The organism is Veronia nyctiphanis, from assembly GCF_004116385.1.
GTDB lineage: Bacteria > Pseudomonadota > Gammaproteobacteria > Enterobacterales > Vibrionaceae > Veronia > Veronia nyctiphanis.
The window spans coordinates 63,473-85,967 of the sequence record NZ_PEIB01000019.1; the positions used below are offsets into that span (position 1 = coordinate 63,473).

The window sequence follows — 22,495 nt, forward strand, 5'->3', positions numbered from 1 at the left end:
AATCACACAAGCTGAAACAAAATGACGACAATACAAACAACTAAAAGCCCCTAACAATGGGATTAACCTGTTATACATTCTCAATTTGTAAGCACAAAAACTTGCCTAAATGGGAATAAAAAGTCAATATGATTACATATATAGTCAACAGGACAATAGCTTGAAACTCAGAAGCACAGCACTGGTTAAGGGGTTTCGCCAGTCAGCACCTTACGTGAATGCCCACCAAAATAAAACGATGGTCATCATGTTAGGGGGGGAAACACTGGCTGATAATAACTTCCCCAACATTGTGAATGATATCGCTCTCCTTAACAGCCTAGGCATCAAGCTGGTGTTGGTATACGGTGCGCGCCCTCAAATCAATGAGCTTCTGATTCGTCAGCAACAAGAGCCTGTCTACCACAAAGGCATTCGTGTCACGGATGCTGAAGCACTCGAAACCATCAAGCAAGCGGCGGGCCAACTGCAACTGGATATTACAGCCCGTCTGTCGATGGGCTTAAACAACACGCCGATGGCTGGCGCTCAAATTAATGTGATCAGCGGTAACTTTGTGATTGCCCAACCATTGGGTGTTGATGATGGCATTGATTATGGCCACAGTGGTGGTATTCGCCGCATCGATCTCGAAGGGATCACCCAGCAACTGGATCAAGGGTCTATCGTACTGCTTGGTCCGGTAGCCAGCTCAGTGACAGGGGAGTGCTTTAACCTGAGCTCTGAAGAATTGGCGACACAACTGGCAATTCGCCTCAAAGCTGACAAGTTGATTGGTTTCGGTGCTGAGCAAGGGGTGAAAGATATGCAGGGGCGTATCGTGTCTGAACTCTTTCCTCATCAAGCTGAAGAATTGCTTTCTATTCAAAATGACGAGCAAGATTCAGCCTCCACCAGTTTTCTTCGTTGCGCTATCTCGGCATCCCGTGCAGGCGTTCCTCGCTGCCACTTGATGAGCTACAAAGTGGACGGTTCGTTGATTCAGGAACTGTTTTCTATGGAAGGTATCGGTACTCAAATAGTCACCGAGAGTGCAGAGAGAATTCGTCAGGCAAGTATCGATGACATAGGCGGTATTCTCGACCTTATCGGCCCACTCGAAGAACAAGGGATCCTAGTCCGCCGCTCAAGAGAGCAACTAGAACAAGAGATCTCCTTATTCAGTGTGATCGAGAGAGACGGTCGGATCATTGGCTGCGCTGCGCTGTACCCTTTCCCAGAAGAAGGGATCGGAGAAATGGCCTGTGTGGCTGTCCACCCCGAATACCGCGATGGACAACGCGGTAATAATTTACTGGCTCATATCGGGCAGCTAGCGAGACGCAATGGCCTGAAAAAGGTATTCGTACTGACGACACGCAGCGTTCACTGGTTCAGAGAGCAAGGGTTCGTTGAGTCAGACGTGTCAGACTTACCCAATGCCAAACAACAGCTCTATAACCTTCAACGCCGCTCGAAGATCTTAACGCTAGATTTGACTACCCGGCCAGTAGCGCAGCAAGTCCGCTAAAGCGCTGTGTTTTTCGCTCCACTGCCCGTTTCATACTGGAACGGGTAGTAAAAATATCCAGCCTCTCCTTGGCACGCGTCACCCCTGTGTAAACCAATTCGCGTGTCATTACTGGCGTCGGTGTGGGCGGCAGCACCAAAATAGTATGCGCAAATTCAGATCCCTGTGACTTATGAACTGTCATTGCATACGCCGTTTGATGCTCTGGAAGACGGCTGGGTAGCAAAAACCGTATTGAGCCATCCGCCATTTCAAATGCGACACGAAGCAGGCGCTCGCCATCATCATCGCTTTGCTCGACAACAACACCAATATCACCGTTATACAGACCAAGGCCATGATCGTTTTGCATCACCATCACCGGGCGTCCGGGATAAAACATCTCGTCGCCTGGAGAGATTAGCCTGCGTTTGGCCAGAAGATCCTCAATCGCGCGATTGAGCCCAACCACGCCGAAGGGACCATCAGCCAACGCGCAAAGTACACGACATGCTGAAAATGCTTTTAGCGCCATCTGTGCGCTTTTAGCCTCAGTGTCGCTTTCGTTTTCGGCCTCAGACAATGTCTTGGTAGAGACTCCATTTAAGATTTTCAGATAAGCCGTATACCCATCAGCGGCCTGACTGATAGCTGATAAGTAGGTGTCATTGTCCAACTCATGATGATTGATATCCTTATAGCCACGCCGCAACACAGTACTCACGTGATTAATGCTGCCCGCATTGATCGCGCCAGCAAGTTGCCCAATACCCGACTGAGCATGGAAGCGGAAACTTTTCTGAAGCAAACAAACACTGTCATTGACTGGTGTCGCTTCAGTCGTTGAAGCTATCTGAAACCCTGTCATCTGAGACAGCAACTCAGCACGTTGCTGACTGTAATTCCCCGCCGCGCTTTGACAAATATCACCAAGAACCGCCCCCGCTTCTACCGACGCCAGTTGATCACGGTCGCCAAGCAGCAGGACGCGAGCATGTTCGGGTAGCGCAGATAACATTCTGGCCATCAAGGGTAAATCGACCATCGATGCTTCATCGACAACCAAAATATCTAAATGAAGGCGATTCCCCTGATGATGACGAAATTCAACGCGGTTCGGAATTGCCCCCAACAGCCTGTGAATCGTCGATGCCTGAACCGGAATTTTCGCTTTCACCTCGGCACTGACAGGCAGCGCTTCGACAGCCCGACCAATAGATTCAGTCAGTCGGTTTGCCGCTTTACCTGTCGGCGCCACCAGCTTGATTTCAGGCGTCTTGTATTTCGTTGAGCCGGATATTAACGCCGCCAGTAATTTCGCGACCGTGGTCGTTTTTCCTGTCCCGGGACCGCCTGAAATCACTGAGAAGCCGTAACTGAGAGACGTCGCTGCCGCTACTTTTTGCCAGTTCAGACAGTCACTTTGGTCAATAAAAGATAATATCTCGTCAGCATGCTTATTGGCTGATAACGCCTCGACAATAGCGGGAATATCAGTTTCGCCGTCTTCCATAACATCAAAAAAATCGCGAACTTTGTCCACCCTCTCCTGATCTGACCACGTTGAAAAAAGCTTTTTCAACAAGCGAATATCAGGGGTAAAAAGCTCGTCCAGCAACGAATGGCATTCACCGCCAACGGCAACCGGAAGGCAGCGCCGTTGTATTTCCTGCGCAACTGTTTGTTCCGCCTGCCAGTAACGATTGAGGTAAAGCCGAGAGCCTTGCATCACAAGCGGCGTAGGCTGGGTACCGTCACTCACCGTCACAGCTTCTTTTAATTTCTCGCAGGCGACTTCTGGCTTGAGCACGCTTGCCAGTGCGACGGATTGGTCAGACGGTAAATCAAACAGGGCTGCAGGATCGATCGCCGCCAAGTCAACACACACATTTCCTTTGCCAAGCTCATAACTGACGAGCGCTGCCCAACCGGCAATAAAATCCGTACAAGCCTGCGTTTCCTGTCCGGCAATAAATAAACAAAATTGATAATCAATGGCTCGCAAGACATTGGCCTGATGCAGTTCATTGAGTCTGTCACGCATGTTGACCTCCCTGACGCATCGCTTCATCCAGTTGCTCAATCATTATCTTCTTGGGTTTACAGTAAAATATACCATGGTCAGTCTTCGCTTCGATGCCTCGTACAAACAGGTAATAGACACCGCCGAAATGCGTTTCATAGTCGTAATCTGGAATACGTTGTTTGAGGAATCGGTGCAGAGCGAGGCTGTAGATTTGATATTGAAAATCATATCTATGGTCAATCATCGCTGTTTCGATCGCTTCACGGGTATAGTCAGCATGACTCGCGCCAAGGTAGTTAGACTTCCAGTCCAGCACGTAATAGCGCCCTTGCCAGCAAAATACCAAGTCAATAAAGCCCTTTAACATACCGGATGCGGTGTCAAAGCCAAGGTCCCCCGCTTGGGCAGACAACGGATCGTGTTCTTTGATAATCCGATTGACCGTGGCGGATTGAAACTGTTCAACGGGCATCACAAACTCCATCTCGGTCAACCTGTCACCATCCGTCACGTCCCCAAGCATCATTCCTTCCTGTGACAATGATTTCGATACCACGTCCTGCAGCAGTGTTTGCAGAATGGGTATCCACTCCTGATCATAATTTTCAACCGCTAAGGCCTGACTGATCATCTCCGCGACATCTTCACTGTGCATGTCGTCATCAAAATCTACGTTTTCAAACAGCGTATGAAGGAAAGTACCGGGACGGGCGCCTCGGGGAAAAGTAAAAATCGTTCTTTCGTTAGACAGAGCTATATCGACTGATGCACTTTCATCGACAGATGTGTTGTCGTCCGTCGCATCGTAATCAAACGCAGCGATTTCTGGCATCGAGGAATGATGTCCACTGCCTTGCTTTACTAATCCGGAGTAACTGGTCAGGCGCCAATTTCGGCGAATAAAACCGCCGAATTGTCTGGCTTCCAGCGCTTCTTCAAACTTAACAGGAGGTTGGTACTTCCCATCTAGAGGTTTAGGTGGCTCAACTACCGTCATCGCATCCTGATCATTCGCAAGCTCATCGATCGCCTGACGCAAACCCGCTCCATCGCCCGCCTCACCTTTCTGAATCAGATAACCAATCGCCGCTTTGTGGAGGCTAGTGTCACCTGACGACTTCCGGCCCTCTTTCAGTGGCGCCAGCCCGATGAAGCAGCCATAGACGGATCGGGTTAATGCAACATAGATGAGTCGCAAGTCTTCAGCCAGACGTTCTTTGTCTGCCCGCTCCACTGCATTTTTCGTGTCATCAAGTGCGAGTATTGCCTGATTATTTTCATCATGGAAAAGCGGTTGATCCGCCACTCTGTGCTGACAAACAAAGGGAAGGAAGACCAAGTCGTATTCAAGGCCTTTCGATTTGTGGATAGTGACAATCTGAACCAAATCGCGCTCAGACTCCAAACGCACCTGCTGCTCTTCACTGTTTCCGTTTGGCTCCGCGATATGTTCCGATAGCCAGCGGATCAAGCCATGGTGGCTGTCCAAGGTCTGACTGGCTTGCTGCAACAGCTCACCAAGGTGCATCAAGTCGGTCAGTTGACGCTCGCCACTTTCCTCGGCCAGCAAACGCTCGGCAATTTTTCGGTGCTGCATCATCTGACGTAGCATCGGCAGGACACCGCGAGCAAACCACGTATCACGATAACCAGAAAACTCTGCCACCGCCTGTTCCCACGCTCTTTCATTCTGATTCAACTCATGAATATCAGCGGCAGTGAGCGCAAACAGGCTACTCGCCAAACAAGCCCTCAGACTGCGTTCGTTATCTGGCGTTAATACGGCCACCAGCAGACGCTCAATATCCACCGCTAATTGACTGTTGAACACACTGTTACGGTTGGAAAGGTAGACAGATGCAATCCCCTGACGATTCATCGCTTCACGGACCATCATCGCCTCTGAACCTGTTCGGACCAGAATAGCGATATCACCCGCCCGAATGGCTTTTTTGTCTTCGCCTTTACAGAGAAAAGCACTCTCTGTATCGGAGGCCTCAAGAATTTGACGTATTTTGGCTGCGGTCGCATGTGCCATGCTCGATTGATAATCGCCCTTAGACTGAAGGTCATGACTCACACTCAGCCAAAAGGTCATTGCGGGCTGTATATCTCCGCCAAGCTGCCAGTATTTAGTGTCTGCACCTTGTGAGTATGAGACAGGCTCAAACGGAATGTCTTGGTCGTAGATAAATGGCTCACTGGCATAATCAAATACTCGGTTTACGCACTCAACCATACCTTTTGTTGAACGCCAGTTGGTGCCAAGATTGTAGTGCTCGGTGACCTGCCGTCTGGCAAAAATATAGGTAAAAATATCGGCCCCTCTGAACGCATAGATCGCCTGCTTGGGGTCGCCAATCATGAACAAGCCAGATTCTGGACTGTCACGATAAATCCGCTCAAATATGCGATATTGCTGTGGGTCAGTATCCTGAAATTCATCAATCATTGCGACCGGGTAGAGCTCGCGAATTCGCTCAGCAAGCCTCTCTCCGGCGTCACTATCGAGTGCAGCAGCAAGCTGCGATAACAAGTCATCAAACGATAACCAGCCATGGCGACGTTTTTCTAATACCAACAAGCGCCGAACCTCTTTGATAGACTCTGCAAGCAGCGCGTCTTCAAGTGTTGGCGGTTTATCTAATAAACGCTCGATATCGATAAAGACAGAATGTGTCGGCACTTCACCTTTTTTGGTTTTCTCGGCCAGCAATGCCGCGGAAAATTTTTCTAAAGCGTCTGGTAAGCGATAATCCACCGTTTCTTTTTCCGCCCAGTTCGTCACCTCGGCCAGCCATTTGGGTGCATATCGCTTGCTGTAACTGCGCTTATCGACACCTGAACTGGCAAGAAGCCCCTCTATTTCTGAAGATGCAGCCAACCAACTTTGTTTCACCGCTTGTATTCTGGCGAGATGCGTGTTGTGAAGTTCAGTCAGAGAATCAGGCATGGGTTGCGCCTGTATGGTTGCTATCGGTCCCGATAAATAAGGAGAGATTTTACTGAGTAAGGCTTCAGGAGCTGCCCAATAGCTTTTCACCACCCCAGCAAGGGTTTTATCAAGCGGGTAGAATTGTTTACGCCAGAAATCGGAAACAGCGTTTTGTCGCAGGCGCGACTCATCCGTGACAAACTCATTGCTGAACAGACTGCCGGATTCAAACGCATTCTGAGTCAGCATCCGCTGGCAAAATCCGTGAATGGTATAGACTGACGCTTCATCCATTTGCCGTTCCGCTTGCAGCAAACGTGAAACTGCCTGTTTGTGATCAGGAAGATCGCTCAAAAGCGGAGCGATCACTGGATCGTGACTTTCACCCCGGCTGAATGCCAGTCTGGCATCATGAATACGCGCACGGATCCTGTCTCTCAATTCCTGTGTCGCGGCTTCGGTGAACGTTACAACCAGAATCTGATCAACACTTAAAGGCTGTTGATGGGCATTACCGTCAGCACCATGCCCAAGCAATAGCCTCAGATATAAACCAGCAATGGTAAATGTTTTTCCGGTACCCGCTGAAGCCTCGATAAGTCTCTGACCATGCAACGGAAATGTAATAGGCTCAAGTTTCTGGACACTCATATAGCAGTTTCATAGATATGCAATCCCAACATCTTATCAACACTGGTAAAGTTTGTAATGAGTAGGGAATCGCATCCCTATTGATCCAAAGCAAATAGCAAGATTAGCGCGATACAGAAATTGTGTTTAAGGCAAAGGCTCGAAGAAGCTCGCCATGCACATGCTGCTTTCTGAAAGAGAAGTGTAGACAACGAAAACATACTATTTTCACGTCATACGTCGGGAAGGCTAACTATGAAATGGATAACAAATCTATCAGTAAAAACCAAGTTGCTTGCCTTGGTCATGCTGTCAGTTGCAGGGCTGGCAATCCTCACCGTTGATCACGGTATCAATGCCTATCAAGATCTGGTCGCGGAACGAAAACAGAAGTTGAAAGACAGTCTGGATATCGCTCTGGGTATGCTTGATGAAGAATATTCACTCTCTGAATCAGACGAACAACGGGCTCTGGCTGTCGCCAAACTCGGAAGACTGACATACGGCAACAACGGCTATTACTTCGCTATCGAAGATACTAACCGGGTGCTTGTTGGGGCTAAATCTTGGATAGGCCGCGACTTCTCAGGATTTCGCGATATCAACGGTCAGCACGTCATGGCAAACATGCGTGACGCGATAAAAAATACGGGAGAAGGTTTTACCAGTTATCACTTTTTTAATCCTGCCTCACAGCAAAACGCGGAAAAAGTCAGTGCGCTGGTGTACTACCGCCCATGGAACCTTCTCATCGGAACGGGCATGTACCTCGATGATATTGAAACCATGGTATGGAAAAATGCGATTAGCTCAGTCATCGTTGCGGTACTAATATCGGGAATCCTTCTCGCATGCGCGCTTTGGCTGACAAGAACGCTTTTGGCTTCAATCTACTCTGTGCAAACAGCATTGGAGGAAATGGCAGGAGGCAATCTGGCCATCGAAGCACAGGTAAGCAGTAAAGACGAACTTGGCATTATGGCAGAGGACTTTAACAGGGCCACATCCCAACTGCGGGCACTGGTTGAATCGATCAAAGCCACGCTGACTGAACTGGATAATGACAGCGACAATATTGTCAGTCTCGCCAGTCACTCCAATGAAGGTATCCACCATCAGAGTATTGAACTTGATGCGGTTGCCAGCGCCATGGAAGAAATGTCGTGCGCTGTAACCATTGTTGAAACCAATACTCAGACAACCTCGGAAAACACCCAACGCTCAACATCCTTGGTCAGAGAAGCAGAACAATCGCTTGCCGACTCCGTACAGCAGTTTGAAGAGTTGAATAGTGATGTGCATGCCGCAGAAGAAAACATCAGGGAACTGGCAGCATCAAGCGATCAAATCAGTGATGTGGTGACAGTTATTAATACGATTTCAGAGCAGACAAACCTGTTGGCACTCAATGCGGCTATTGAAGCTGCCCGCGCGGGTGATGCGGGTCGAGGGTTTGCGGTTGTCGCGGCGGAAGTCAGGAAACTAGCTCATTCAACTAAAGAGTCGACAACCCAGATCAATGCAATTATCGAGACCGTGCAAGACAGAGCGCAGTCAGCGGCAAAAATCATGACCAAAGGCACTAACAAGACGGCTCAAAGCCTTGAGCAGGTCAGGGAAACACAAGCACTGCTCGGTTCTGTAGCAACACTCATTGATGATCTAGACCGAATGAACTGTGAAGTAGCAGCATCCGCCTCTCAACAAGCAATGGCTGCAAAAGATGCCGCCAAAAATGTTGTTACTGTCCACGACGTTTCAAAGGATAACCTCGCCGCATGTGAAGAGACGCTGGCACTGAGTGACAAAATTAAAGTGTTGAGCTCACGAAGCCGTGAGGAATTGGGAAGATTCACCGTTTGACATAGGTCTGCAATCATTCTGTAACAAGGCAGTGTGTCAGCACTGCCTCCTTTTCAATCATTTGCTCCTCCTCTCAGAGATACAGCTTAAAATGTGCAACTTTCTATGCACAGATGTTCAGTTAAATACGAAGCAGAAAAACCTCATCAGGTAAACGAAAATAAACGTCTCGAAAATAAAACATATTTGAAGCTGATCGAAATAACTATATCCGCATGCATAAAAAACGGCATTTCTTTCAAAAAAGAAGACAAATAGCGATCGGTCTGGAATAGGTGTCACAAACAAAAATTAGTGAAAATGCCTTCATAAAAACATAATGAACTTAGTTCTTACAAAACTTTCTTCGTCTCGAAAACTTTGTAGGCAACAGTGGAAAAAACGCCATCGACTCTCAAAGGAAGTGCGAGAAATTAGACATGCAATATTTCAATAACCTGTCGGTTAAGAAAAAGTTACTGCTGATGGTTTTGCTATCAGTTTTGAGCATGATAACGCTGACAACTTACAACAGCGTCACCATGTATAAAGACCTCGTAACAGAGCGTAAAGACCAACTGAAAGAAAAGCTCGATGTCGCCATTAGCATGATGGAGCAGGAGTACCGAATATCTTCCTCGGAAGAACATAGAGCCAAAGCTCTCAATAAGCTCCATAAAATTCGTTATGGTGTGAATGGCTATTTTTTCGCTATTGATGACAAAAACTTCATTCTAGCGGGCCCTCAATCATGGATGAATCGCGACTTTTCACCGTTTAAAGACGCTAATGGCCAGCCCGTTCTCGCTAATTTCCGAAAAGCCATTCAAGGCACCGGAGAAGGCTTTAATAGTTACATATTCAATAACCCGGCAACAAAAAAAGAAGGCGAGAAAATCAGTGCGCTTGAATACTTTGGACCCTGGAAACTTCTCATAGGGACAGGTATTTACGTTGACGATATCAAATCAACCGTTCAAGCCAATGCTATGGAACTGGCGGCATTTACTTTCTTTGTGTCATTACTGCTGGTCGCCTTCGCGACTTGGCTAACAAACAAGTTACTCCGCCCAATACACGCAATACAGCTCGCACTCACAGACGTTGCAAAGGGCGATCTCACTGCTGTGGTGGATGTTGACAGTAAAGATGAGCTCGGTGTGATGGCATCAGACCTTAATCACGCCACCAGCGAACTGCGTAATCTGATCCTGTCTATCAACCGTACTTTGACGCAACTTGATGGTGACAGTGACTCTATGAAAGAACTGGCGAATCGCTCCACTCAGGGTATTCAAGTTCAAAGCTCAGAGCTGGACTCTGTCGCAAGCGCAATGGAAGAGATGTCTTCAGCTATCACTGTTGTTGAGGCTAGTACTCAAACAACATCTGAGAATACATTGCGCTCAACAACTCTGGTCAGAGATGCAGAGACGTCTCTTGTTAAATCGGTGACGAAGTTTGAAGAGATCAATATCGACGTCAACGACGCAGAAGAAAACATTCGTCAACTGGCAGCGTCCAGCGATCAGATCAGCGATGTCGTGACTGTTATCAATGATATCTCAGAGCAAACTAACCTGCTGGCTCTGAACGCTGCGATTGAAGCAGCACGCGCAGGTGATGCAGGACGAGGTTTCGCCGTTGTTGCTGCTGAAGTGAGAAAACTGGCCCACTCGACGAAGGAGTCAACGACACAAATCAATGCCATCATCGAAACGCTCCAAGAGCGTGCTCAGTCTGCTGCACGTATTATGATGCGTGGCACTGAAAAAACGGCGCAAAGCCTTGAGCAAGTGAAAGAGACGCAAGATTTGTTAGCCTCTTTGACCAGCCTGATTGATGAACTGGAACAGATGAACAGTGAAGTTGCTACTTCAACCTCACAGCAGGTTATGGCTGCACAGGACGTCGCGAAGAACGTGGTGAATGTGAATGACGTATCGCACGATAACCTTGATGCATGCCAAAACACACTGGCTTTGAGTGACCAAATCAAAACACTCAGTGCGAAGAGTCGCGATAAGCTCGCGCGCTTTACAATCTAACGGCTGTTCACAATATCACGACTAAACAACGAGGCATCACGTTATGGTGCCTCTATTTTTCTCCTCTACCTTTCTTCAATACTCTTCATTTTCATTTATCAGCGACTGTCGATGTACAAAAAGGCATTCATTCCTCTCATTGTCTTCTGATGCAAATGAATCGCGCTCAATTGATTAAAAAAAGTTAACACATGCACTCGTTGACTCCGAAAAGATGCTAAATCGACCATTTTTTCGAGTCACTTCACTAGTACATTGGAATTAGCGTCACGAAGATAATCAAAAAACCATTGCTGACAATAAACATAATATCGATTAGGACTCTTGAGTACCTGACAGCTATGGACATCTATGTTCTGCACTCCTAAACCCAAAGAGAAAAATACTCTTGAATGCGTGGGAAAATAGACATGCAATGGATTACAAACCTTCCCTTGAAAAAGAAAATGCTGGTTCTGGTCATTATTTCAATCGCCAGTCTGGTTTCACTTACTATCTATCAAAGCATTACTCTTTACGATGATTTGATCAATGAACGGAAAAGTCAGTTAAAAGACAAGATCGATATCGCGATCAATATACTTGAACAGATGCACGAGCATTCACCCTCCGCTGAGCAACATAATGAGGCACTGGAGCACTTACAAGGCTGAAGTTCGGTAAAAACGGATACTTCTTTGCCATTGACGATGACAACATTATGGTGGCAGGCGCAACCTCATGGCTTGGAAAAAGTTTTGCCAGTTTCAGGGACAGCCATGGAAGACCTGTGTTAGCCGATATGCGTGATGCAACCAGAGCAACCGGACAGGGCTTCAGTAGTTACTCCTTCCTCAATCCGGCGTCTGGCAAAGAAGGGGAAAAAATCAGTGCCCTTAACTACTTCGCGCCATGGAATATATTAATTGGTACGGGTATTTACCTCGACGACATTGAACATACTGTCTGGATCAGCGTTCGCGACTCAATCCTTTTCGCTATTATGGTCACCACCTGTCTGATCGCACTCGCTTTCTGGTTGACCCGCTCTTTGATCACCCCTATCCGCTCTATTCAATCGGCGCTTGCTGAAGTAGCACGAGGTAATTTAAGCGTGACTGCCGAAGTCAGTAGTAAAGATGAACTCGGCCTGATTGCCTCAGATCTTAACCACACCACCAGCGAGCTCAGAGGCTGATCCTCTCAATCGATCGCACCTTGTTTGAGCTCGACAGTAACAGTGAAGATATGGCAGATCTGGCGGGTCGCTCAAACCATGGGATCCGAAACCAGAATATTGAGCTCGAATCAGTCGCCAGCTCAATGGAAGAAATGTCGAGCTCGATCACTGAGGTCGAGACGAGCACAAAAGCGACGGCGGAAAATACCCAACGCTCGACAGGCCTGGTGAGAGAAGCTGGCGCTTCACTGGAAAAATCAGTGCAAAAATTTGAAGAGCTCAATCAGGACGTTAACGCTGCCGAGGAAAATATCCGTCAGTTAGCGGCATCCAGTGACCAAATCAGTGATGTGGTCAGAGTGATCAATGATATTTCTGAACAAACGAACCTCTTAGCCCTTAATGCTGCGATTGAAGCTGCCCGTGCGGGCACCGCAGGTCGCGGCTTTGCTGTTGTTGCTGATGAAGTGAGAAAGCTGGCGCATTCTACTAAGGAATCAACAACACAGATTAACGCCATCATTGAAACGCTTCAAGAGCGAGCTCAGTCTGCCGCCAAGATAATGGTGCGCGGTACGGAAAAAACCGCGGGCAGTCTTAAGCAGGTGCGTGAAACGCAGGAGCAACTTGAGTCTCTGGCAGTGTTGGTAGAGGACCTGGAAAAAATGAATGACGAAGTCGCTTCATCAACATCTCAACAGGTACTCGCGGCTCAGAAAGTCGCCGAGAACGTGGTTAACGTCAACAGCGTGTCGGGCGACAATCTGGATATGTGCGAAAGTACTCAGGCACTCAGTAACAAAATTCGCGAATTGAGTACAAAAAGCAGAACCAAACTGGGCCGTTTCAAAACCTCATAACAGTCTCAGCTTGCTTTAGGGTTTTGCTGCCGGATGCATCATCGCGGGCAGCAAAATGTCTTTCCCTTTCTCGAAAAGATCGCCCGCCATTTGGTCATTGATATCGGGCCATACGCGGGCAACATATTCGTTGTTAACCTCACTAATGGTCAAATATCCGCCGTTAAATGCCTGCTGCATTTTTACCAATGCTTTTTCTTTATCGCCATCACCGTCAAAAAACTCACCAGTTTTACTGATACAAGCACGTAAGCCAGCAAAGATGGTTGAGGAAGATAAAGAAGCGGCGTTGTTTGCCCTTCATAGTAAGCATTGATGTAACGCTCGAGCATGACAATAGCATCGGGCTGAGAAAGCGGTTGGTAACTTATCTCTTCGCCAACACCAAAAAAGCGGGTTGGGATCTGAAGACCTGCGGCACACATACATAGGTGATCAAGCCAACTGGCCAGTCGATCCTGTCCGCGGATTTTTCCGCTCCGGTATAACACCCTACCCTGTCGGTAACATTGATCTATCCACCCCTGCAAATTAACAGTACCGAAGGCTGTGTTTACACTCAGGTTAATTTCATGTGCAGGCCTTGGCTCAATCAAGAAGGACAAAATCGACTGATATTGCTCAACAACCTGCGTTTGTTGTTCATCCAACGTCAGCTCGCCAAAATAGTTAAGCGGTAAATCACCCGCTGCCCGTTGACGGGCATAAAAATCTGACATCGCCGCTTGGCTATCGCCGTAAGTCATCAGGTGTTTCATCAAGGCGTCACGCATTTGGTAACGTGAAAGATTGTCGAACGAGAAAGGTTCTTGCTCTTCCATTGAGCCACCTGGCTGTTCATAAAAGACCTTTAGTCGACGATTGAAAAAATACTGCACGGGCATTCGCCAAAAACGCTGTAGTTCTGCCAATTCGAGAATATCACTTTGCTCATCCGGATTCGGATTGACACCTTCAGCGGCCATAAAGCTCTCAGACTCAACACCTTCCCCCCGCGCGGCGGGCAACCATTCGTTGGCGTAGCTCGCATCGGTGTGACGGTAGCTGTCACGACTGAAAGGCACTAACGGGTTTTCATGGCAAAGGTGCGAAATCAGCGCTTGTGTTGATTCAACATCAGTCTTCCACTGGTCTCCACTCAGGCAGTAACCTTGCGTGCAATAGTCAAGTAACTCACTAATAAGAACAGACGGTACCTGCGAGGTATTGTCTTGAATCGAACGCCCCACATAGCTGATATACAGTTGATCCTGCGCCGACTGCAAGGCTTCCAAAAACAGGTATCTGTCATCATCGCGGCGGGAGCGATCTCCCGGACGCGATCTTCCCGCCATCAGATCAAACCCGACGGGTGCAATCGTTCTTGGGTAATCGCCGTCGTTCATCCCAAGCAAGCACACCACTTTGAATGGGATAGAACGCATGGGCATCAAGGTACAAAAGTTTACCTGCCCCGCCAAAAATCGCTGGCTGACTCGCTCGCCACTGAGCTTTCCCTTGAAGTAATCTTTGATGATGGCCAAAGACAAGGTGCTGGTGAATCCCGCTTCTCGCAATTGTTCGGACAACTGTTCTAGCTGTGCTCGGATGTGTCGCTCTGCCAATTCTTCATCGCCTTCAAGCGAGAAAAGATTATCAAGTAATGCCGACAGCGCTCCGACCCATTCCGGGCCCGTTTTAGGTTCAGACAGTGACGTTTGTAGTGACAGTAAACTGCTGACAAACAGGCTTAGCTTTCCTGCCAAGTCGGCTTCCAGCCCCTGCACTTCATCGTATGCCAGCATATCGTTAAATAGCCCTGCGTCGCTTGGCATCGCGTAGCCCAACAGCATTCGGTTCAAGCCAAACAACCAGGTATTTTGATCTTGTTGCGGAAGAGCGAAGTTCACAGAGGTGCTGCCATCAAGCCCCCAGCGAATCCCGGACTCTTCTACCCAGACTTTGACTTTCTCAAACTGACGCTCATCAAACCCGAACCGCCTCATTACCGCAGGCACTTCAAGTAATTCCAAAAGCTCACCGGCACCACAGCGACTGTCAGGCAAGCCAAGTAGCTGCAAGAACGTTGTCAGTACTGGGCTTTCCTGATCCACACTTCGGTCTGAAATTGAAAAGGGAATGTAGCGCTCACCGGGCGCATTGCCAAACACAGCCTGAATAGCCGGGCTATATGCATTGATATCTGCCACCATGACAATGACATCACGTGGCGTGAGTTGGCTGTCTTTCTCAAACATCGCCAGCAGTCTGTCATGCAGTACTTCCACTTCACGCATCGGGCTGTGGCAGACTTCAACCATCAGGGAATGGTCATCCGATGATATTTCTCGCTTACTGAGAGAGGATTCAATCTCTTTAACATCTCCGGGCTCTTCCAGATCCAGAATGTCAGCCTGCATATGATGGAGCAAAGTGTCACGAGGAATATCAACGAATCCCTGATCCACTTCTTGGCACGCCATCTCTGAAATCAGCAGTAAATTATCCCGCCCCAGTTTGCCCATAGACGCCAGTAAACTGTTGCCCACCTGACCTGATTCGTCATCGAGAAGCAGACCAAGTTGGCCCTGATCATCATCGTCAGTCACGCGACTGACTTTGCTGTCTTGCGATGCCGCCAGTCTCGCCAAATAACGCTTATCGCGGATGTCACCCCAGTAGTAACGACATGGGTTGGTAAACATGTAATGGACATCAATATGCTTACCCAGCGCTTTCAAGGCATCAAGGTAGCGCGGTGGAAGCGCAGAAATACCGAAGACGAAGACCCGCTCAATATGCGCGAGTCCTTCAGGCTTACTGGCCTGTGACGCGAGCGTTTCTATAAACTCGTCATATAAGTTGGCGCGGTGAAACGGGGATTGTTCCAGTGATAAGGTGTAATCGTAAAGCGCCCGCCAAAGTTTTGGTTGCCACACCTTGTCATCTTCCAGCTCAGCAACAGGGTTTCTTGCTCCCAACATTTAACCCACTCTGGTCGATACACCAAATATTGGTCAAAGATATCCGCGATTTTTTCCGCCAGCTGGTAGCATTTTTGCGCGTCATCATCTGCCTCAAGGTAGCGCGATAGCTCGCCAAAGTCTGGGTCATTCAACATGCCTGGTAAGACTTTCATCAACTTCCAAGTCATTGCCTCTTTGTTGAAATAGCTGCGCTTCGGCACCCCGTCCAAGACCTGAATGAACATTTGCCAGATGAAGGTAGCAGGTAGCGGAAATTCGACATTTGCCACAATGCTCTGCTCTTTTGCCATCGCAAGCTTCAACCACTGCGCCATCCCCGGGCTTTGAACCAGAATCAGCTCCTTTTGCAGCGGGTTGGAGAGTGGTTTTTGTTCAATAAGCGCAACAAGAAGGCTTTTCAGCAAATCGAGCTGATTAGAGTGGTAAATGGTAAACACAGGAAATAGCACCAGAAAGTTGTCATGTATCGATTGTCTATCATTCAACACAGAGGTGCAATTTGATAACGGGGATTTGTGTAGGGGCTTTATAAGAGAAGGCGCCTCAGTCTCAGGCGCCTTGAAAGGTGATCAGTTCTCAGTTTTTCAGCAACGCTCCGCTGTGAATCTGAAATTGTTCAGTGAGAAAACGGACATACCGAAACGCAACATACACGACCACACAGGTAGCAATGATCAGCTCAATGTTTGCCAGCATGGTGAGCTGCTCAACATACGCCGTCTCCATACCACGCTCTGCCGCCCACCCAGCAACCTTATAAAGTGCTGTCGCACCAATCACCATAGGGAAAGTGAAGGCTGCATACCCCGGAGAAAACGGTAAGCGCAGCAAACGAATAAATGACAAATAAACTAATGATGTCATTAATACGGCAATACCCAGTAACACAGAGACCAGAATTGGTGAAGGCTGCTCGGCGACAGTCAGATAACCCGCCAAAGAGAGGCTTGCTGGCGCTGCCAGTATCGCTATCGTTGGTTTTGCCGCATCGGGAATACCTGTACAAAAAATCAAGCGGTACATCATCATTGGCAGCAATACGCAATATGACAACAAGCCAAACATCAACACGCCATTGGCAATCGGCGCCAATGCAGGGTTACCCGAAAACGCGACATCAGCAACAATAAGCCCTACCGGAGGAACAAACCAGCTAGGCACCATATCACTTAGGGTGAAGTCTTTTGCTCTGTGAATGACAAACAAGCTCAGAAATATCAGATGAATCGCAATCGCAATCAACCACAGACTATCACCCAGTATGGGGTTGAATTCACCAATGCCATGAGAAACCACCATCATCCCCATCGCAAATGTTGGCACAACACTACCCACAACCGGGTGCGCTAAATCTTGTACCAACGTCTTTGGCACCGTGATGAACTTCAGGGCAAGCAGAACAAGCAATATGCCGCCGATAGCAGCACCTGCCAACTTGGCATTACCCTCGAGAGGCGCAATATTTTCCCAGCTCCAGCCGAGACTTGCGATGGCGAGAGCGAGTCCAGCAAGTGGGGTGGGTAACAATGTAAGTTTATTTTTCATATTTTCGAGACAATGCAGGCGAAAGAATATGGATTCATCATAGCCCCGTTGCGATATTTAATATATCTGAATATTCTTAAATCATCGTTAACTTATTCTTAACTAATATGGCTATCTCTCTCCGTCAACTCAACGTCTTTGTCACCGTTGCTCAAGAGAAAACGATTACTGCTGCGGCAGAGCAACTTTTTCTCTCGAAGCCAGCCGTCAGTATGGCGTTGTCTGATATGGAAAAGTTGCTGGGTCAAAAGCTTTTTGAGCGGGTCAACAACCGTTTGATCATTAATGAATATGGCAACAAACTTTTACCACTCGCCGATGAAATACTGTCTAGAAGCGATCAGATCCAACATATCTTTGAGCTTTCCGACGAGTTAAGCGGCCTACTAAAAATCGGGGCCAGTGACACGATCGGCAATCAGTTAGCGCCGTTTCTTTTGAGCGACTTCCGTCACCAAAGTGGTCATCACAATCAGCGTCTTCTGGTCAGTAACAGTCAAACCATTGCAGATAAATTATTAGCTTTCGAGCTTGATATTGGATTGGTAGAAGGGCGTTTCGATGAACATGAATCAGATGAAGATAAACTGCTGTCGATTTCACCTTGGTTATCAGACGAAATGTGTATCGCGTGCTCCCCGACTCATCCACTGGCGAACGAAAAACAACTTACCTTATATGATTTTGAGCAAAAGGACTGGATAGTCCGGGAAATGGGCTCAGGCACACGTGAGCACTTTATGTCTCGAATGGCTCCGCGCCTGAATAATTGGAAAATCTCTTTCGAACTCAGTAACACCGAAGCCATCATCAATTGTGCAGCAGCAGGCCTTGGTCTCGCTTACTTATCCCGACATTCAGCAAGACACGCCGCTAACGGAGGAAGAATTCATCTGCTGCCTGTGCCATTAGATTTGCAACGCCAATACTGGCTGGTCATTCACAAAGATAAATTCCAAACGCCCCTGCTTTCAAGGTTCATTAAATTTTGTAGCCAGTGGAGAGTTGATGACTAAACGCGGTTATCACCACTACTAAACGCAATCACCTGACTTATCTGGCAAAGCGGTCGACCGCATTGTTGTTGCCAGTAGGTGAATGCTTGTTGGGCTGCTTTGAGGCTTTTCTGTGTGTCTTTACCGCCATCGATGATCTTGTAAGCACGCAAGTAACTCTCAACATCTGAAGACAAGATAAAGGTATCTTTCCCCAGCAATCTGAGCGTATAGGGGCCGGTATTTCCGCCAAGCCGTTTTCCTTTGGTTTTCAGGTACCGCCAAAGACCAATAATGTCATCACTCGGCCAATCCGCCACCATATTGGAAAAACTGCCAAATTCCCTCTCTGCCCGCTTAATCATTTGAGCGTTATCCGCAATTGTCATTACCTTGCCAAGGTGGCGAATAATATCTGGGTTGCGCGCTTTCTCTTCCCACATTTCTGGTGGGATCAGACACATTTTTTCTATATCAAACGCCCAGAATACCTCTTCAAAACCCGGCCATTTGTTTCTCACGACCTGCCAGTTCATTCCTGACTGAAACACTTTCTTTGTAAACGCAGATAACCAGCGGTGATCGGGGATAGCTCTGAGCTCGGTATCTGTTCTTGGGATGCTTAAGATCATTTCCAGTTCTCGTTTTCCTCCTTTTCTTTCTGCAGCTCGGTGAAAAATCTTCTCAAAATCTTCAAATATCATCACACTAATCCCTGTTAAGGTAGACGGTAAAACAATCATACTGTATAAAAAGACAGTAATTTAATCTAGAGAGGGTGACCATGGCCGTTATCGTCAAATATGTGGTTGAACGCAATGGAGAAGAAAAAATGACTTTCACCTCTAAAGCGGAAGCTGATGCATACGACAAAATGCTCGACATGGCTGATGAGCTATTCTCTTTGCTGGGTAACAGCGAAGCGATCAGCGACGAAAGCCAGCGCGAGGAATTGTCTCTGTTCCTTGCCCAAAACCGTGAAGAAGTACTCTACGCGCTTGGTGCAAAACGTAAACCTAGCCCGAAGCCAGCTAAAAAAGCGGCACCAAAGGCTGAAGATACAACTGACAGTGACGACGAAGCCGCTTAATCAGCGTTGAGCTTCATGAATGTAAACGCTCCGTAATGGGGCGTTTTTGTTAATCCATCCAGTAAACTGTTTAAGTCTTTACCCTACCGATACATATACAGTCGACAATGGCGGTTTCGATCCATTTCACATCTGAAAATAGGGTTTCTCTCATTCTCACCCTTCAATCTATGCCTTATTCACTTTAAGATGTCTCTCAAACGATATATTACGACGTATCATCAGTGATAAACTGGAGAGTCACCAAAACAAGGAGTAACACACACCATGGCCAGTTTTGCAGTAGCACTTGGCACAGCCACAAAAAACAAAGATGGCAAAATTATCGAAGCCTTCTTTCCAACCCCTCTGCTGAACCCAACGGACGATTTAGTATCAGCACTGGGTGCACATGTTGACTATCAAGGTGGCAACCAAGTCATCGAAGTAACCACAGCTCAATGTGATGCGCTGGCTTCAGCGTTTAGCGCTGCAGGTGAAAATGCGTCAGCGACCTTCGCTGCAAAAGCTACCTCATCAGCACAACCTTTGGTATTGGTGATCCTCGCGACCGACGAAAAACCAGAATCAGTGTCAGAAGGCTTTCTGAAACTACAATTGATCTCAAACCGTCTTGTGCAACCACACGGTACAGTCCTGGATGGTATCTTCGGGCTTCTGCATAACATCGCATGGACGAACCAAGGACCAATCGACCTTCCTGAGTTGGCAGAGCGCCAAATGGAAGCACGCCTTAACGGTGAAGTGCTGAGCGTCGACTGTGTCGATAAATTCCCTAAAATGGTCGACTACGTCGTACCAGCGGGCGTCCGTATTGCTGACACAGCACGTGTTCGCCTTGGTGCGCACGTGGGTGAAGGTACAACCGTCATGCACGAAGGCTTCATCAACTTCAATGCAGGCACTGCAGGTGTCAGTATGGTTGAAGGTCGCATCTCTGCAGGCATTGTTGTCGGTAACGGTTCTGATGTTGGCGGCGGTGCGTCTATCATGGGTACACTGAGTGGCGGCGGTCAGTTGGTTATCTCAGTAGGTGAAAACTGCTTGCTTGGCGCAAACGCAGGTCTGGGCTTCCCTATGGGCGATCGCTGTACAGTTGAAGCAGGCCTTTATGTTACGGCTGGTACCAAGGTAACCATGCTGGATGCCGACGGTAACGAAGTAGAAACAGTGAAAGCGCGCGATTTGGCAGGTAAATCTGACCTTCTATTCCGCCGCAATTCAGTGTCCGGCAAAATCGAATGCTTGACCAACAAAACAGCGGTTGAGCTCAACAGCGAGCTACACAGCAACAACTAAAGTCGAAAAGTTTAGTTGTGGAAGAAGGGCTGCACATCTGCAGCCCTTTTTTATTCCTATTCTTCTGAACGCGTAATCACGTAGGTTAGAGGGTTAGCAAAAGAAAACTTACTCCCTCTCGTCTCCAACTGTTTTTGCTTCATCGCTACCAGCACTTCTTTCTGCACTTTCCATAAGGCAAAAAATCGAAAGACCATAAATACCAAAATAATTGGTAGCACCGATGCGCCAGTTTCAGCAGACCCAGAAATGACATTCAAACCCATCCAACCAACAATCAACGCAACGAGCAAATAAAACGCCCCGGTTTTGATTTCTATCTCAACCTTATTACCGCTTTCTTTGCGCACATAAAAATAGTCCACAGGCAACCTCTGCGAGCCAATCTAATTCAGGTCCAGATAATACGTTACCCTTTGTATCTCTCAACGAATATAACGAGATCTCAGCCCAAAAGTTTGATGGTCCATCCAGATTTACGTAATGTAACGATTAGAGTACATGGTCTGGTATGAAAGCAGGAACTTTGAAATGGAATTCAGTCACCGTTTTGTTGACGCAACAGAGAAAGAAAGAGTATTTATTGTGGGGGATATCCACGGTAAACTTTCCCTGCTAAAACATACACTTGACCAGGTTAACTTTGATATAGATAACGACTTGCTGATTGGTGTTGGTGACCTTATCGATCGCGGACCAGAGTCTGCCGAGACACTCTGTTTCTATTCACAACATGACTGGTTTTTGTCTGTTATCGGTAATCACGAGTGGATGCTAAACAAAGCCTTTCTTGTCTGGGACAAAATAGAGCTGAACAAAGAAGAACAACGATATAAGCCCCATTGGCTAAGAAACGGCGGGGATTGGGCGGAAGACTTTTCATACAGTAAGTTGAAAGACATGGCAGATATCATCCATAGCATGCCATGTGTGATTACCTGTAAAGTTCAAAGCGGAAAAACCATTGGCATAAGCCATGCTCAACCGCACAGCTTAGACTGGAAAGAAATGCAGAATTGGCGAGGAGACCTGATGGATAATCCTCGTTGGATTTGGGGGCGAACTCGAATCAAAGGAGAGCCTGAAGGAGAAATATCAAATGTCGATATGACCTTCCATGGACACACACGAAGTGATGACATGCTCAGCGTCAGTAACAGTCACTTTCTCGACACAGCATCCGTCAATGACTACAACGGTGGATTTATTTTGTACGAAGTAAATAGCGGCAGCACATTCAAAGGGCTAACTCAGATAGACTTTTGCAATATTGAAGAGACGACGCAGTAATTATGTAAGAGGCTCACCTAAACGCTGATGACTCATTTCTGCAAACACGCCTTAACGCATCTGAATTTCCACATTCAAAAATACAGCCTATCGGTGCAAAATCGCCGTGGTCATAGGTAACAGCGACTATAAATACGTGAACAGCAATTCTGAATAAATAGCGGTACAGATGAGATGCGGTGAGTATAGTGGATGAACATGCCCCAGATGCTTTCCAAAGTGCACAGCACTTTTCATATGCTCAGATAGCAAAAAACCCCAGCATCTCTGCTGAGGTTTCTCGAAGAAGTGGCGGAGCGGACGGGACTCGAACCCGCGACC

At 47.5% G+C, this 22,495-nt stretch carries 15 protein-coding genes and 1 pseudogene; 10 read left to right on the forward strand and 6 right to left on the reverse strand.

The genetic code is table 11. The annotated features are described in order from the left end of the window. Positions 1 to 160 precede the first annotated feature (160 nt). Entirely contained in the window at positions 161 to 1,510 is a 1,350-nt protein-coding gene (argA, locus tag CS022_RS15135; protein WP_201746295.1) for an amino-acid N-acetyltransferase, read from the forward strand. On the opposite strand, the gene recD is transcribed toward argA, so the two are convergent. Further along, complete coding sequence (gene recD / locus CS022_RS15140; RefSeq protein WP_129123001.1) at positions 1,479 to 3,533, reverse strand: exodeoxyribonuclease V subunit alpha; 2,055 nt, start codon at positions 3,531 to 3,533, stop codon at positions 1,479 to 1,481. The two genes, argA and recD, sit on opposite strands and share 32 nt — an antisense overlap. Next, positions 3,526 to 7,101: an exodeoxyribonuclease V subunit beta gene (gene recB, locus CS022_RS15145; protein ID WP_129123002.1), complete on the reverse strand. Its 3,576-nt coding sequence runs from the start codon at positions 7,099 to 7,101 to the stop codon at positions 3,526 to 3,528. The genes recD and recB overlap by 8 nt, the downstream gene beginning before the upstream one ends. Positions 7,102 to 7,335: 234 nt before the next feature. Here recB and CS022_RS15150 point away from each other — a divergent pair, with 234 nt between their 5' ends. The 5 genes from CS022_RS15150 to CS022_RS26475 all read left to right on the forward strand — a co-directional run bounded on the left by CS022_RS15150 (position 7,336) and on the right by CS022_RS26475 (position 12,989). Further along, positions 7,336 to 8,943, forward strand: coding sequence for a methyl-accepting chemotaxis protein (locus CS022_RS15150; RefSeq protein WP_129123003.1), 1,608 nt, complete (start codon positions 7,336 to 7,338; stop codon positions 8,941 to 8,943). A 419-nt stretch (positions 8,944 to 9,362) separates the two neighbouring features. Beyond that, positions 9,363 to 10,970 carry a methyl-accepting chemotaxis protein gene (locus CS022_RS15155; RefSeq protein ID WP_129123004.1) on the forward strand — a complete coding sequence of 536 codons (1,608 nt, stop codon included), beginning with the start codon at positions 9,363 to 9,365 and terminating at the stop codon, positions 10,968 to 10,970. A 410-nt stretch (positions 10,971 to 11,380) separates the two neighbouring features. Next, positions 11,381 to 11,623, forward strand: a complete 243-nt coding sequence (locus CS022_RS26465; RefSeq protein WP_235869536.1) for a hypothetical protein — start codon at positions 11,381 to 11,383, stop codon at positions 11,621 to 11,623. A 44-nt stretch (positions 11,624 to 11,667) separates the two neighbouring features. After that, positions 11,668 to 12,147, forward strand: coding sequence for a cache domain-containing protein (locus CS022_RS26470; RefSeq protein WP_235869541.1), 480 nt, complete (start codon positions 11,668 to 11,670; stop codon positions 12,145 to 12,147). Positions 12,148 to 12,197: 50 nt separating this feature from the next. After that, a complete protein-coding gene (locus CS022_RS26475; protein WP_235869537.1) occupies positions 12,198 to 12,989 on the forward strand; it encodes a methyl-accepting chemotaxis protein in 792 nt (263 codons plus the stop codon). A 15-nt stretch (positions 12,990 to 13,004) separates the two neighbouring features. Here CS022_RS26475 and recC read toward each other — a convergent pair. Both recC and CS022_RS15170 read right to left on the reverse strand, forming a co-directional pair. Beyond that, a pseudogene (recC, locus tag CS022_RS15165) lies at positions 13,005 to 16,392 on the reverse strand (exodeoxyribonuclease V subunit gamma). A 139-nt stretch (positions 16,393 to 16,531) separates the two neighbouring features. Continuing rightward, a complete protein-coding gene (locus CS022_RS15170) occupies positions 16,532 to 17,500 on the reverse strand; it encodes a TDT family transporter (RefSeq protein WP_129123005.1) in 969 nt (322 codons plus the stop codon). Between the two features lie 107 nt (positions 17,501 to 17,607). Here CS022_RS15170 and CS022_RS15175 point away from each other — a divergent pair, with 107 nt between their 5' ends. Then, on the forward strand, positions 17,608 to 18,516 hold the full coding sequence (locus tag CS022_RS15175; RefSeq protein ID WP_129123006.1) for a LysR substrate-binding domain-containing protein: 909 nt from the start codon (positions 17,608 to 17,610) through the stop codon (positions 18,514 to 18,516). On the opposite strand, the gene CS022_RS15180 is transcribed toward CS022_RS15175, so the two are convergent. After that, positions 18,513 to 19,199, reverse strand: a complete 687-nt coding sequence (locus CS022_RS15180) for a DNA-3-methyladenine glycosylase I (protein WP_129123007.1) — start codon at positions 19,197 to 19,199, stop codon at positions 18,513 to 18,515. The two genes, CS022_RS15175 and CS022_RS15180, sit on opposite strands and share 4 nt — an antisense overlap. Before the next feature lie 80 nt (positions 19,200 to 19,279). Here CS022_RS15180 and CS022_RS15185 point away from each other — a divergent pair, with 80 nt between their 5' ends. Both CS022_RS15185 and dapD read left to right on the forward strand, forming a co-directional pair. Beyond that, positions 19,280 to 19,585, forward strand: a complete 306-nt coding sequence (locus CS022_RS15185) for a YebG family protein (RefSeq protein WP_129123008.1) — start codon at positions 19,280 to 19,282, stop codon at positions 19,583 to 19,585. A 267-nt stretch (positions 19,586 to 19,852) separates the two neighbouring features. Next, on the forward strand, positions 19,853 to 20,884 hold the full coding sequence (gene dapD / locus CS022_RS15190; RefSeq protein ID WP_129123009.1) for a 2,3,4,5-tetrahydropyridine-2,6-dicarboxylate N-succinyltransferase: 1,032 nt from the start codon (positions 19,853 to 19,855) through the stop codon (positions 20,882 to 20,884). 56 nt (positions 20,885 to 20,940) lie between these two features. On the opposite strand, the gene CS022_RS15195 is transcribed toward dapD, so the two are convergent. Next, positions 20,941 to 21,249, reverse strand: coding sequence for a hypothetical protein (locus tag CS022_RS15195; RefSeq protein WP_235869538.1), 309 nt, complete (start codon positions 21,247 to 21,249; stop codon positions 20,941 to 20,943). 166 nt (positions 21,250 to 21,415) lie between these two features. On the opposite strand from CS022_RS15195, the gene CS022_RS15200 reads away from it, so the two are divergent. Next, the gene (locus CS022_RS15200; RefSeq protein ID WP_129123011.1) at positions 21,416 to 22,174 is read left to right on the forward strand and encodes a metallophosphoesterase; all 759 of its coding nucleotides are present in this window, start codon (positions 21,416 to 21,418) and stop codon (positions 22,172 to 22,174) included. Positions 22,175 to 22,495: the final 321 nt, after the last annotated feature.

What these genes read in the sequence shown, in the direction of transcription:
- CS022_RS15170 (WP_129123005.1), bottom strand. Translation starts at nt 17,500, where the DNA reads ATGAAAAATAAACTTACATTGTTACCCACCCCACTTGCTGGACTCGCT.
- CS022_RS15155 (WP_129123004.1), top strand. Translation starts at nt 9,363, where the DNA reads ATGCAATATTTCAATAACCTGTCGGTTAAGAAAAAGTTACTGCTGATG.
- CS022_RS15150 (WP_129123003.1), top strand. Translation starts at nt 7,336, where the DNA reads ATGAAATGGATAACAAATCTATCAGTAAAAACCAAGTTGCTTGCCTTG.
- dapD (WP_129123009.1), top strand. Translation starts at nt 19,853, where the DNA reads ATGGCCAGTTTTGCAGTAGCACTTGGCACAGCCACAAAAAACAAAGAT.
- CS022_RS26465 (WP_235869536.1), top strand. Translation starts at nt 11,381, where the DNA reads ATGCAATGGATTACAAACCTTCCCTTGAAAAAGAAAATGCTGGTTCTG.
- CS022_RS15180 (WP_129123007.1), bottom strand. Translation starts at nt 19,199, where the DNA reads ATGATATTTGAAGATTTTGAGAAGATTTTTCACCGAGCTGCAGAAAGA.
- CS022_RS26475 (WP_235869537.1), top strand. Translation starts at nt 12,198, where the DNA reads ATGGCAGATCTGGCGGGTCGCTCAAACCATGGGATCCGAAACCAGAAT.
- CS022_RS15185 (WP_129123008.1), top strand. Translation starts at nt 19,280, where the DNA reads ATGGCCGTTATCGTCAAATATGTGGTTGAACGCAATGGAGAAGAAAAA.
- CS022_RS15175 (WP_129123006.1), top strand. Translation starts at nt 17,608, where the DNA reads ATGGCTATCTCTCTCCGTCAACTCAACGTCTTTGTCACCGTTGCTCAA.
- recB (WP_129123002.1), bottom strand. Translation starts at nt 7,101, where the DNA reads ATGAGTGTCCAGAAACTTGAGCCTATTACATTTCCGTTGCATGGTCAG.
- recD (WP_129123001.1), bottom strand. Translation starts at nt 3,533, where the DNA reads ATGCGTGACAGACTCAATGAACTGCATCAGGCCAATGTCTTGCGAGCC.
- CS022_RS15200 (WP_129123011.1), top strand. Translation starts at nt 21,416, where the DNA reads ATGGAATTCAGTCACCGTTTTGTTGACGCAACAGAGAAAGAAAGAGTA.